This window comes from Nocardioides sp. JCM 18999 (assembly GCF_055391175.1).
The window spans coordinates 2,869,486-2,882,279 of record NZ_AP043887.1 but is presented as its reverse complement, the minus strand read 5'-3'; the positions used below and the strand labels follow the sequence as shown (position 1 = coordinate 2,882,279).

General features: G+C 70.5%; 11 protein-coding genes. 9 read left to right on the top strand and 2 right to left on the bottom strand.

Translation table 11 applies throughout. The features are described from left to right. Window positions 1–2: 2 nt before the first annotated feature. Window positions 3–1,079, bottom strand: a complete 1,077-nt coding sequence (locus ACZ5J1_RS14225) for a DUF6801 domain-containing protein (protein WP_464559890.1) — start codon at window positions 1,077–1,079, stop codon at window positions 3–5. A 127-nt stretch (window positions 1,080–1,206) separates the two neighbouring features. Then, window positions 1,207–1,701, bottom strand: coding sequence for a MarR family winged helix-turn-helix transcriptional regulator (locus ACZ5J1_RS14220; RefSeq protein ID WP_464559888.1), 495 nt, complete (start codon window positions 1,699–1,701; stop codon window positions 1,207–1,209). Between the two features lie 82 nt (window positions 1,702–1,783). On the opposite strand from ACZ5J1_RS14220, the gene ACZ5J1_RS14215 reads away from it, so the two are divergent. The 9 genes from ACZ5J1_RS14215 (at window position 1,784) to ACZ5J1_RS14175 (ending at window position 12,789) form a co-directional block, all read left to right on the top strand. Continuing rightward, the gene (locus ACZ5J1_RS14215; RefSeq protein ID WP_464559886.1) at window positions 1,784–2,269 is read left to right on the top strand and encodes a hotdog fold domain-containing protein; all 486 of its coding nucleotides are present in this window, start codon (window positions 1,784–1,786) and stop codon (window positions 2,267–2,269) included. A gap of 191 nt (window positions 2,270–2,460) precedes the next feature. Next, complete coding sequence (gene pstC, locus ACZ5J1_RS14210; protein WP_464559884.1) at window positions 2,461–3,384, top strand: phosphate ABC transporter permease subunit PstC; 924 nt, start codon at window positions 2,461–2,463, stop codon at window positions 3,382–3,384. Next, window positions 3,381–4,466, top strand: a complete 1,086-nt coding sequence (gene pstA, locus ACZ5J1_RS14205; RefSeq protein ID WP_464559882.1) for a phosphate ABC transporter permease PstA — start codon at window positions 3,381–3,383, stop codon at window positions 4,464–4,466. Before pstC ends, pstA begins: the two co-directional genes overlap by 4 nt. Next, window positions 4,463–6,112 (top strand): substrate-binding domain-containing protein, encoded by a 1,650-nt coding sequence (locus ACZ5J1_RS14200; protein WP_464559880.1) that lies wholly within the window; start codon window positions 4,463–4,465, stop codon window positions 6,110–6,112. Before pstA ends, ACZ5J1_RS14200 begins: the two co-directional genes overlap by 4 nt. Beyond that, window positions 6,109–8,802 (top strand): hypothetical protein, encoded by a 2,694-nt coding sequence (locus ACZ5J1_RS14195; protein ID WP_464559878.1) that lies wholly within the window; start codon window positions 6,109–6,111, stop codon window positions 8,800–8,802. Before ACZ5J1_RS14200 ends, ACZ5J1_RS14195 begins: the two co-directional genes overlap by 4 nt. Beyond that, entirely contained in the window at window positions 8,799–9,683 is an 885-nt protein-coding gene (locus tag ACZ5J1_RS14190; protein WP_464559876.1) for a class E sortase, read from the top strand. The genes ACZ5J1_RS14195 and ACZ5J1_RS14190 overlap by 4 nt, the downstream gene beginning before the upstream one ends. 144 nt (window positions 9,684–9,827) lie before the next feature. Beyond that, on the top strand, window positions 9,828–11,108 hold the full coding sequence (locus ACZ5J1_RS14185; protein ID WP_464559874.1) for a substrate-binding domain-containing protein: 1,281 nt from the start codon (window positions 9,828–9,830) through the stop codon (window positions 11,106–11,108). A gap of 104 nt (window positions 11,109–11,212) precedes the next feature. After that, window positions 11,213–11,782, top strand: coding sequence for a hypothetical protein (locus ACZ5J1_RS14180; RefSeq protein WP_464559872.1), 570 nt, complete (start codon window positions 11,213–11,215; stop codon window positions 11,780–11,782). 32 nt (window positions 11,783–11,814) lie between these two features. After that, on the top strand, window positions 11,815–12,789 hold the full coding sequence (locus ACZ5J1_RS14175) for a hypothetical protein (RefSeq protein WP_464559870.1): 975 nt from the start codon (window positions 11,815–11,817) through the stop codon (window positions 12,787–12,789). Window positions 12,790–12,794 lie beyond the last annotated feature (5 nt).

The window sequence follows — 12,794 nt, the reverse complement described above, 5'->3', positions numbered from 1 at the left end:
CGTCAGCGCGGGGAGGAGGTGACGGTCGCCCGGCGGGCCCGGACGAAGAGCGCTGCCCGTGTCGCGATGGCGACGCCGAGCAGTGCGAGGAGCCAGAGCGGAACGGGGGAGCCGGTGTCGGGGAGCGAGGTGGTCGCGACCACCTCGTCGACCGTCGTCCCGGAGTCGTCACCGCTGCCGCCGGCGCCACCGGGCGCGGTCGCCCCGGCCGTGGCGGTGGTCGACGGGGAGCCGGTCGCTCCGGAGGTCGGGGTCGTCGACGGGGTGGTCGACGGGGTGGTCGACGGCGTGGCCGACGGGGTGGGCGTGGGCGTCGAGGTCGCACCGCCGCCGGCCCAGGCCGGCACCGACGAGCGGTTCACCGTGGGGAGGGGACAGTCAGCGAGGGAGCACCCGGCGCCGACGTCGATCGTCCCGATCACCCGCTGGTCGGCGGTGTCGCTCTTGCGGTAGCAGTCCAGGTCGGTGGTGGAGATGCTGCCGAGGACCTTGGGGTCCAGCACGGCGTGGATCTGGAAGTACAGCGGCAGCTCGACGTAGATGACGCCGTCGGCCGCGGGGAAGGTCGGAGCGCTGAAGGACGCGACGGTCCCGGCGACGTCGGCGATCGTCATGTCGCCGGTGGCCGGCAGGCTCTGGGCGGGTGCAGCGAGTCCGTTGACGGGCACGCTCATGCTGCCCACGGCACCGGCGCTCGTGGCAGCGTCGAGGACGACGCTCGCCGTCGCGCTTCCGCCGACGGTCGACACGCCCCCGGCCGGAACGGTGGGCATCCCGTGCAGGATCGCCACCAAGGTGGCGGGCATGATCAGGTCGAGGCTGGCCGAGGTGCTGGCCACGGCTTCGCCGCTGGCCACCTTGGTCGGGACCGAGGACCGGGCGTTGACCAGGAAGGTCTTGGGCCCGCCCACGGTCTGGTTGATCACCGCGTTCGTCGCCTTGCAGGTGTAGGCCACGCCGGTGACCGAGATGTTCTGAGTGCCGCCTGCGGCGTGCGCCGCCGTGGGTGCGAGTGCGACGCCGAGCCCGGCGATCGCCAGCGTTGCGGCCGAAAATGGGCGCGCGAAACCAAGAAGCACGAGTTGTTCCCTCCCGGGGATGAATGCGCGAGCGGTCCCTCAACCACTCGGGCGCGGCTTAATGTAACGCGGAGTTACATGTGAGGCAAGCCACGTTGTGCACTCAGTGCCTGAAACCGTGCGGGCGTCAGTCGCCGGAGCTGAACGGCACCAGCAGTCGGCGCAGCAGGCCGGCCAGCTCGGCGGCCTGGTGCGGGGTGAGGCTGGCCAGGAAGTCGTGCTCGGCGTCGAGCAGTCGGGTGAAGCCGTCGTCCACGGCCTGCTTGCCCTCGGGGGTCAGTCGGACCAGGACCCCGCGCCGGTCCTCGGGATCGGGGTAGCGCTCGACCAGGCCGCGCGCGGCCAACCGGTCGACCCGGTTCGTCATCGTCCCCGAGGTCACCAGGGTCTCGCGCAGCAGGCGGCCGGGCGAGAGCTCGTACGGCGCCCCGGCCCGTCGCAGCGCGGCGAGGACGTCGAACTCCCAGGCCTCGATGCCGCTGGCCGAGAACGCGTCCCGGCGGGCCAGGTCGAGGTGGCGGGAGAGTCGGGAGAGGCGGGAGAAGACGGCGACCGGAGACAGATCGAGGTCCGGGCGCTCACGTGCCCAGGCCTCTGCCAGCTCGTCGACCTCGTCGCGCATGTCCGCAGTCTAGGCCGATCGCGGCGATCGAGATTCTTGATGTCGAGTTACTGGCGAGTAATAAAGTCGCTACGATCGCCTCATGGTGAACCTCAGCAAGCTCTGGAAGCAGGCCACCGAGGCCCCGGTCGTCGGGGGAGTCGTGGGCAAGAAGGTCTTCTCGATGGCGTTCAGCCAGGTGGCGCCGTACTTCGGGTCGATCCACGCGACCGTCACGGTGCTCGAGCCGAACCATGCCGAGCTGGTCATCCCGGACAAGCGGCGGGTGCACAACCACATCGGCACCGTGCACGCGATCGCGCTGTGCAACGGGCTGGAGATGGCGATGGGTGCGCTGGCCGAGGTGACCATCCCGGCGTCGAAGCGCTGGATCCCCAAGGGCATGACCGTCGCCTACACGGCCAAGGCGGTCGGCGACATCACCTGCATCGCCGAGACCGACCAGGAGCAGTGGGACAGCGCCGAGGGCGACCTGCCGGTCCGCGTCCGTGGCCTGACCAAGGACGGCACCGTCGTGATCGAGGGCACGATCAACCTCTGGGTGACGACCAAGAAGCCGCGCGCCTGACAACACCTGGCTGGCTCGCAAGCTGGACACTGGTCCGAATAGTGGATGTGCCCCACTAAGTTCCTAATGTTGACTAATATGATTGTGATTGGTCTTCACAAGGGGTGCACATGCAGGACGTTTCACAGGAGGCTTCGCCGCGCGTTCTGGTCCAACGACATTCGTCGGGGGACCGGCTGTTCATCCACGGCATGCGAGCCGTCGGTTACTTCACGTTCGTGCTCGTCGGCTCGATCGGTGTCTTCCTCGCCATCCAGGCGCGCCCGACGCTGCAGCACTACGGGCTGAGCTTCTTCACCGAGCAGCGCTGGCTGCCCAGCCAGGACATCGTCGGGATCGCCGCGGTCCTGGTCGGCACCATCGAGGTGGCCGCGATCGCCCTGGTGATCGCGATCCCGCTGTCCGTGCTGAGCGCCCTCTTCATCACCGACTGGGCGCCGATGGCGTGGCGCCCCAACCTGGTGCGGGGCGTCGACCTGATGGCCGCCGTGCCGGGCATCGTGTTCGGCCTGTGGGTGCTGCTCTTCATCCAGCCGCACGCCACCCACGTCGCGCACTGGCTGAGCAAGTACTTCGGCTGGATCCCCTTCTTCTACGTCCACACCGACGTCGACTACCCGATCTGGAACCAGGCGCCCGGGTACGCCGCCTACCAGGGCAGCGCCTTCATCGCCGCGATCGCGGTCTCGATGATGATCTTCCCGATGGCGACCTCCGTGATGCGCGAGGTCTTCGGTGAGGCGCCGGTCGGGGAGAAGGAGGCCGCGATCGCCCTCGGGGCGACCCGGTGGGCGATGGTCCGCAAGGTCGTGATCCCGTTCGGGCGCAGCGGCATCATCGGCGGCTCGATGCTCGCCCTCGGCCGCGCCCTGGGCGAGACCATCAGCGTGGTCCTGATCATCAACCAGGTCTTCGACATCAAGCCCAACGTGCTCGAGTCCGGCACCGCGACGATCTCGAGCATGATCGCGATCGGCTACAAGGAGGCCACGCCCGCCCAGCTGAGCGCCCTGCTCACCTGCGGCTTCGTGCTCTTCATGATGACCCTGGGGGTCAACACGATCGCCGCCCGGATCGTCGCGCGCAGCCGCAGCGGAGCGGGGACCGAGCTATGACGCTCACCCCGCTCAAGTTCGTCCCGCCCGCGCCGCCCGCTCCGCTCGCCGAGGAGGTGCGCACCACCAAGAGCTCCACGCGCGAGGACCGCTACACGCTGATCGGTGCCGCCGTCGCCAGCCTGGCCACGACCTGGCTGCTCTACGGCCAGCTGCTCCCGTTCAGCGGCAGGATCGGCTTCATCGTCAGCTGGTACTTCGTCTTCGTCATCTTCTACGCCGGCCTGACCGCGCTCACCCGCCCGCGGGCCATCGTCGCGGACCGGATCGCGACCTGCTTCGTCGTCGCCGCACCCACACTGGTGGCCGCGGCCCTGGTCTCGACCGTGATCGTGACCCTGGCCAAGGGCCTGCCCGCGCTGGTGCACCCGAACTTCTTCACCGACGACATGGCCGGAGTGCGGCCGAGCGACCCCTTCACCGAGGGCGGCATCCTGCACGCCATCGTCGGCACGCTGATCGAGATGGGCATCGCGGTCGCGATCGCGCTGCCGCTCGGCGTGATGACCGCCGTCTACATGTCCGAGGTGGGCGGCCGAGGCGCTCGCCTGGTCCGGACCGTGATCGAGGCGATGACCGCACTGCCCTCGATCGTGGCCGGCCTGTTCGTCTACACCACGCTGATCGTCGGGCTCGGCTTCCAGTCCAGCGGGTTCGCCGCCGCCTTGGCGCTGGCGGTGATGGGCCTGCCGATCATGGCCCGCGCCGCCGACGTCGTCCTGCGGGTCGTCCCGGGGGGCCTGCGCGAGGCGTCGTACGCCCTCGGCGCCACCAAGTGGCAGACCGTCGGCCGCGTGGTCCTGCCGACCGCGCGACCGGGCCTGGCCACCGCGCTCATCCTCGGTGTCGCTCGGATGGTCGGCGAGACCAGCCCCCTGCTGCTCACCAGCGGCGCCAGCACGTTCCTCAACACCAACCCCGTCAACAACCCGATGAACTCCCTGCCGCTCTTCGTCTACAACGCGGTCGGCTCCGGTGAGCCGCACTTCGTCCAGCGTGGTTACGCCGCCGCGACCGTGCTGCTCGCACTGGTCCTCGGCCTGTTCATCCTTGCCCGGTTCGTCGCCAGGAGGACCCGATGACTCGCCCCGCCCTCACCCGACGGCTGCGCACGCTCGCCCTCGTCCTGGCCAGCCTCGGGCTCGCCCTCGGTGGTCCGACCGCCGCCAACGCCGCCACCCACGCCCTGATCCAGGGATCGGGATCGAGCTGGGCGGCCAACGCGGTCAACCAGTGGGTCGCCGACGTCGCGACCCAGGGCATGCAGGTGGTCTTCACCGCCAACGGCGCGGCGCAGGGCCGCAAGGACTACGCCAACCGGTCGGTGCACTTCGCGGTCTCCGACATCGGCTACCGCGGCGCGGACCCGACCACCGGCCAGCAGGACGACCCCAAGGGCCGTTCGTTCGCCTACCTCCCGATCGCCGCTGGCGGCACGTCCTTCCCGTACCACATCGAGGTGGGCGGGAAGCTGGTCCGCAACGTGCGCCTGTCGGGGGAGACGATCGCCAAGATCTTCACCAGCCAGATCACCAACTGGAACGACCCGCAGATCACCCAGGACAACAACGGCAAGGCGCTGCCGTCGATCCCGATCATCCCGGTGGTCCACTCCGAGGGAGCCGGTGTCACCAACCAGTTCACCCGCTACCTGGCCAAGCAGTACCCGAAGATCTGGGGCCCCTGCAACGGCGGCAAGGCCGTCGAGACCGAGTACTACCCGCTCAACTGCGGCAAGTCGACGGGCAACCAGAAGGCGCTCGCCGGCTCCGACGGCGTGATGAACTTCCTCAAGTCCGCCGGTGCCAACGGCTCGATCGGGATCGAGGAGTACTCCTACCCGGTGCTGGCCAACTACCCGGCGGTCAAGGTGCTCAACAAGGCCGGCTACTACACGCTGCCGACGCAGTACAACGTCGCCGTCGCCCTGACCAAGGCGGTGATCAACAAGAACCCGAAGGACCCGAACTACCTCACCCAGAACCTGGACGCGGTCTACGTCAACTCCGACAAGCGGACCTATCCGCTGAGCTCCTACGTCTACGCGATCATCCCGACGTCGAAGAGCGACACCAAGCTGACCCAGACCGCGCAGCGCCAGACCCTTGCCGACTTCCTCTACTACGGCATCTGCCAGGGGCAGTCCGAGATCGGACCGATCGGCTACTCCAGCCTGCCGGTCAACCTGGTCACCGCCGGGTTCGAGCAGATCAACAAGATCAAGACCGCCGACCCGAAGGTCGACCTGACCAAGCGCGACGTCAGTACCTGCCACAACCCCACCTTCGTCGCCGGTCACCCCGACCAGAACTACCTGGCGAAGATCGCGCCCAAGCCGCCGGAGTGCGACAAGGTCGGCGCGGACCCGTGCGCGGCCGGCGTCGGCAGCTACAACGGCGCCAACCCGACCGATGCGAAGAACAACACGCCCGGCACCACCACCAAGGGCGGCACCACCACGGGCACCACCCCCGGTACGACGACCCCGACCGCGGGCGCGACCACCGGTGTCGGCACCGTGACCGACAGTGGCACCGGCACCACCGACGTCGCCGCCGGTGGTGTGGTCGACCCGGCCCTGGCCGCGCAGTCCATCGAACCCACGACGCTCGCCGCTGACAGCCACTCCGGCCCCTCGGTCGCCCTGACCGGGCTGGTCGTGGGCATGCTCGGCCTGATCCTGATCGGTCCGGCCGTCCTGACCCGGGCGCTGGGCAGGAAGTCGTGAAGCGCCTGCTCGGCACCCTCCTCGCCGGAGCGGTGGCGGGGTCGGTGGCCTTCGTCGGGCTGCTGCCGGCTGCCCCGTCGGCCCAGTCGGCGACCGCGACGCCGTACACCTCGACCCCCGAACGCGTCGCCTACGACGAGGCGGGGGCCGCGACCACGATCGAGCGGCTCAAGGTGGGGCTCACGGTCTCGGCCACCACCAACCTGCGTGGCCTGCAGCAGATCGACGTCGCCTGGACGGGCGCCCATCCCACCGGCGGGATCGCGACCGACCCCAACTCGGGCTCGGCCTCGCGCCAGGAGTACCCGATGGTGCTCCTCCAGTGCCGGGGGACCGGTGCGTCGATCACGCCGCAGACCTGCTGGACCTCGACGGCCGAGGAGCGCTACCAGCGCTCCAACCCCGAGAGCTTCGCCTGGCCGGCGTGGCGTTCCGACGCGGCGGCCTCGGCCGCCGACCGGGGTCAGTTCGTCGGCCGACCGGCGACGAACCCGAAGGGATGCGAGCTCGCCACCTTCGGTGCCGAGCGCTGGGTCCCGTTCGTGGCCAAGGACAAGACGTCCTACCCCGGCGGTGCTGCCGGCTGCGGTGGTGTCGCGCCGGAGGCCTCCGCCTTCGGTGACGTCGGCATGCCCAGCAACACCACCTACGGCGTCACCCAGGCCGACGGCACCGGCAGTGCGCGGTTCAGCGTCTGGACCAACGACGAGAACGCGTCGCTGGGCTGCTCGACCACGGTGGCCTGCTCCCTGGTCGCGGTCCCGATCGTCGGCCTGAGCTGCGACGCCTGGGGCACCCGGCTGCCGGTGACGGCTCCGCGCCCGACCGGCACCTCGGCCACGCGCGCCGACGGCTACTGCCGGGGGACCGACCAGTACCAGCCCGGCGAGCTGTCCCGCCCGGGCGTCTACAACCTGTCGACGTCGGGCCAGCTGTGGTGGGCCGCCTCGAACTGGCGCAGCCGGATCGTGGTGCCGCTGACCTTCGCGCTGTCGTCGAACATCTGCGGGGTGGTCAACAAGACCGCGCCGATCTCCGTCTTCGGCTCGATCCTGTTCAACGAGCTCTCCGCCCAGTGGATGCCGAAGTTCTGCACCACCAAGGGCTACCGGCCCTTCGTGCACGTCCAGACCGCCGACACCGCGGCCCGCAACCTGATCGTCGCGGGCAGCGCCGCGATGTCGCTGAGCTCACGCGCTCCCGAAGAGCCCTACGGGCGTCCGGTGGTCCAGGCGCCGGTGGCGCTGACCGGGTTCGCGATCGGGTTCAACATCGACAAGGCCGACGGCAGCCGGCTGCGCAACCTCAAGCTGAACGCGCGCCTCGTCGCGAAGCTGCTGTCGCAGTCCTACCCGGCCACCAGCGGGGTCCGCAGCTCCTACCCGGCGCTGTCGAACAACCCGCTCAACGTGACCCGTGACCCCGAGTTCCAGGCGCTCAACCCCGACGCGCCGCAGCTCGGCGCGGTCGAGGCCGCGGCGACGATCCTGGCGCTCAACACCGACTCGGACCTGATGTGGGCGCTGACGTCGTGGATCGACCAGGACCCCGAGGCGCGGGCGTTCCTCGACGGCGACGCCGATCCGTGGGGGATGAAGGTCAACCCCAACTACGCCAAGGTCAAGCTGCCGCTCAGCTCGTGGACGCTGCTCGACCAGTTCGAGCTCAGCAACGACACGATCTGCTACAACGCCAGCCCGTCGCCGTACCTCGGACTCGTGGCCAACCCGGTGGGCCAGCTCAACGTGCTGCTGCAGGACGTCCAGTACGCCATCTCCAACGTGGCGACCAGCTGCTCCAACGACGCCGACCCGAGCGACCCGACCACGCTTCGGCTGCGCGTCCAGGGACGCCAGATCCCGGGGCACCGGTTCGTCCTCGGCATCGTGCCGCTGACCGCCGCCCACCGCTACGGCTTCGACGTCGCCCAGCTCCAGACGGCGTCCTCGGTGCCGCTCGACGACACGTTCACCTCCGCCGACGGCCGCCGGTTCGTCGCCGCCGGTGACGCGGGCCTGAAGGCCGGTGCCGCCCTGCTCGCGCCGGACCCGACCGCGGGGCTCTGGACGTTCCCCTACGCCAGCCTGCGCACCGCTGCCGGAGCGGCCGCCTACCCGGGCACGATGCCGGTCTTCGCGACCGTCCCCACCACCGGCCTGAGTGCCGACGTCGCGTCCCGCGTCGCCCAGGTGCTGACGTATGCCGCCGGGCCCGGTCAGGTGAAGGGCTCCGGCACGGGACAGCTCCCGCCCGGTGCCCTGCCGCTGACGGCCACCGACGGGCTGGCCGCGTTGGCGGCCTACACCCGGTGCGCCGCCCGGGCCGTCACGGCGCAGGCCGGGGACGTCCCCGCGGTGGACGCGACGACCTGCTCGGTCAAGCTCGCCCCGAGCGCGACGCCGGGCACCACCGCGCCGGTGACCCCCGTCGTCCCCGCCGGTCCGGTCGTCGGTGACCTCGCTCCCGTCGCGGTCCCTGCGGCCGTGGCTCCGGGGCAGACGCCGGTGGCCACGACGGACACCTCCGTCCTGGTCACCGCGGCCGTCACGAGCGGTTTCGGGCGCTACGGACTGCCCTCGGCCGCCTTCGCCCTGGTCTTCCTCCTCGTCTTCGGGGTCGGCCTGCGCTGGGGTGACCGGTTCGTGCCGGCGCTCGTCGCGCTGTCCGCCCGCGTGCGGAGGAAGCCATGACGGCGACCACCGTCCGCACCGCGCCGGTCGACAGCACGCCGCTGGCCTCGCGGACCCGGCTCGGGAAGTCGGCCGCCTCGGAGGTCGCGTTCCTGGTCGCCCTGCTGCTGGGCTGGTGCCTGCTCTACCTGGTGGTGCTGAGCGGTTTCCAGGCCGGCCACACCCAGGCCTCGCTCTACGACCGCCTGCGGTCCGACCTCGCCGCCGGCCTCGCGCCGACCGGTGCCCCGATCGCGCCGGGCACACCCGTGGCGCTGCTGGATGTGCCCGGAGTCGGGGTGAGCGACCAGGTCGTCGTCGAGGGTGCGACCCCGGACCTCCTGCGCGGCGGTCCCGGACATGTTCGGGGCACGGTGCTGCCCGGACAGGTCGGGACCAGCGTGCTGGCCGGACGGTCCCTGACCTTCGGCGCCCCGTTCGGCGGGATCGACCAGCTCGGCGCCGGTTCCCTGGTGGTCGTCCGCACCCAGCAGGGGCGGTTCGAGTTCAGCGTCGTGGGTGTTCGCGGCGCCGGCGACCCGATCCCGGCCGTCCCCGCGGGCGGGTCACGGTTGGTGCTGGTCACCTCGACCGGTGCGAGTGCGCTGAGCCGGTCGCAGACGACGTACGTCGACGCGGATCTCGTCGGCGATCCGGCTCCGGCCGGTCCTCGAGGAACGGCGAGCGCGGCGGACGCGCCGATGAGTCGTGACGCCGGCGTGACGACCTGGGCGCTGCTGGCGCTGAGCCTGCAGCTGCTCGCGCTCGCGCTGGGCTGGTTCGTCTGGGCGCGGGCGCGGTGGTCGCTGATCGGCGCCTGGACGACGGGCGTGCCCGCGGTCCTGGCCGCGGCGTGGATCGCGACGTCCGTCGCGAGCCGGCTGCTGCCCAACCTGGTCTAGCGCCCGCCTAGCGCCCGTCCAGCGCCACAGGCTGAGACGATGTCCAATATTTGGATAAAGATCATTAAGTCCCCTTTTCTAATGTACTTTTTCACCATCGTCTTGATCCGCACACGGCGGACGCAGTCAGAAAGGCCTCGCCCCATGTCTTCTGGGTTCTCCGGACTCACTCGGTCCAGCCGCGTCGGCCGCGGCGCGCGCGCCGGTGCCGCCGTCGTCGGCGCTCTCACGGTGGCGGGCCTGGCGCTCAGCCAGGCTGCCCCGGTCCACGCCGACCCCGCTCCGCAGCCCGGTGACGTCGTCGGCGTCGGATCGGACATCATTCAGAACTCGATCAACTTCCTCGCCGACGGCTACAACGGCCTGCCGGGCTACAACTCCGCGGGGAACAAGAACCGGATCTTCAACTACGACTCGGTCGCGGACGCGAACGGTCGCAACGCCTTCACCGACCCGCTGCTCGGGACGCCGTCGGCGCTCAACCCGACCGTCGTGCTCCGTGCCGGTACCTCCCCGGTCCGTCGCCCCAACGGTGGTGGCAAGGGGATCAGCGCGCTGCTCGCCGACGGCGACGCCGCGAACGGTGGCCGGATCCAGTTCGCCCGCACGCCCAACGCCCTGACCGCCGCGCAGCTGACGACCGCCACCAACACCGCGGGGGTCGGTGCGATCCGCACGGTCCAGTTCGCCAAGGACTACCAGTACATCGCGACCGGTTCGACGACCAACGCCCCGGCGGCGGGTCTCACGGCGCAGAACCTGCTGGGCATCTACAACGGCACCATCAAGCACTGGAACGAGATCCCGGGCAACGAGTCGGGCTCGACCGAGCAGATCATCCCGCTGCTCCCGCAGGACGGTGCCGGCGTGCAGACGATCTTCCTCAACACCATCAAGGCCGCGACCGGCACGGCGGTCGCCGTCGACACCGACAACGGTGACGGCTACGCGGTGCGGAAGGTCCAGCAGAACGACCCGACCACCATCACCGGCCTGTCGGCCGCTGACGCCAAGAACGCGATCGTGCCGTTCCCGAAGGGCCGCTTCCAGCTGCTCGACGACGGCTACTTCTACGCGCCGACGGTCGACTACAACTCGGCCAACCTGGGCACCAAGCTCACCACCACGGGCATCAAGCTCCAGGTGCCGGGCGTCGGCAGCATCGCGAGCGGTGCCTACAAGGCCGACATCCCGTACTACGTCCTGTTCCGTCAGAGCGACCTGGACAAGTCCGCGGGCTGGCAGCCGGGCAGCACGCTCAACTGGGTGAAGACCTTCTTCGCCAACCCGGCCTGGGACCCGCAGGCAGACGACAACACCGTCCCGCCGCCCTTCGTGGCCAGCCCCGCCGGCAAGGCGCTGCTGACCGGACTGGGTCTCGACCCGAGCTACGAGCTCAAGCCGGCCGGCTTCACCGTCGGCTGACCCCCAGACCCCGGCGGGCCTGAACGGCGCACCCCCGTCCAGGCTCGCCGGCTTGGAAATCTCGTCCCGAACCCACGACCCCGACCAGCAGACAGGAGCCAGCGATGACCGCCACCAGCGTCGAGCCCGCCGTCACCGGTGAACCTCGATCGCGTCGTCGCCTGTTCGTTGTGGTCGCCGTCGTCCTGGTGGCGGTGGTCGTCGGCGGGATCGTGGGCTGGAAGGTCCTCGCGACCGACACGGCTCCCTACCAGGATGTGGCGGCGACCAGCCGCCTCACCCTGTGCGACGGGGACGGACGGGCGGTGACCGAGGGCTCGACGACCTCCCGGCTCGCCGCCAGCGTGGTGGGTGCTTCCGGCGCTGCCGCGACCGACACCGCCACGCTCTACGCCTTCCAGCCCCGCGAGGGTGTCTCGGCCGGCGAGTGGACCGGGATCGCGTTGACCTCGAGCGGGTCGGCGGCCTCACCGCTCGAGCTGGGCTCGGACTCGATCACCCTCGGCCAGTTCCTCGGCGGCTACCCGGCCACCTGGGACGGCTGGGTCCAGCTCCGCCTCGTCGTGACCTCGCCGGACGGCGGCGCCCAGCCGACGTACGCCGCGGTCGACCTCCGGGTCGACGGCGACGGATGGACAGCGACGGACCCCGGTTCGGCCACCTGCCCGGCCTGATCGACCACAGAAACTTTTGAGAGGAACCACCAGTGAAGAAGCACTCCTTGGCCGCGATCGTGGCCACCGCCGTTGTCATCGGTGGCGCCGCGGTTGCGGTCAACGCGGCGACCAGTGCGCCGTGGCAGGCCGCGGCGATCAAGAGCCCGAACGCGGTCGGGAGCATCTCGCTCGTCAACGCCGCGGGCCAGCCGGTGGACAGCGGTTCGATCGAGGAGCCCTTCGCGGCGTTCGCCGTCGGTAGCGGCGGCCTGACGAGCGGTGCGCCGGAGAAGACCGTCGCGGCCCTGTCGCTCTACACGCCGACCAGCGTCGTGGCAGCCCCGACCGCGGCCGCCTACACCACGGCCGCCGCGCTCACCGTCGGCCCCGACTCGTGGACCGGCGTCCAGATCGCGGCCCCGACCACGCAGAACGCGACCTTCCCGGCCGGCGTCACCGGCCCGGCGGTGAACCTCACCGGTTCGACCACGCTGAAGCAGTACATCGCGGGCTACGAGAACACGCTGACCAACAGCGCCTACGCCGGTGTCTACGAGCTGCGCCTCACCACCGCCGTGGTCGGCCAGGCGTTCTCGTCGACCTACAACGTGCTCGACATCCAGGTCGGCAACGACGGCAAGTGGCACGCCTACGGCGAGGCCACCCCGGTGGTCGGCCCGAGCGCCGCCTGCAAGAAGGCGACCACGGACGCCGCGACGGCCGCCGGTGCGTTGGCCACGGCCAACAGCACCCTGACCAAGGCCAAGGCCGCGCTGGCCAAGGCGTCGACCGCCAAGGTGAAGTCCTACCTGAAGGCCACCGCCAAGCTGGCCAAGGCGAAGACCAAGAAGGCCAAGACGGCTGCCAAGAAGGCCGTGGCGAAGGCGAAGAAGAAGGCCGGTTCCTCGGCGCTGAAGAAGTACAACGCCGCCGTCGCCGCCCAGAAGGCCGCCGTCACCAACCAGGCCGCCAAGGCCAAGGCGTCCGCCGCCGCAGCCAAGGCCAAGACCGCGGCCTGCGCCTGAGGTTG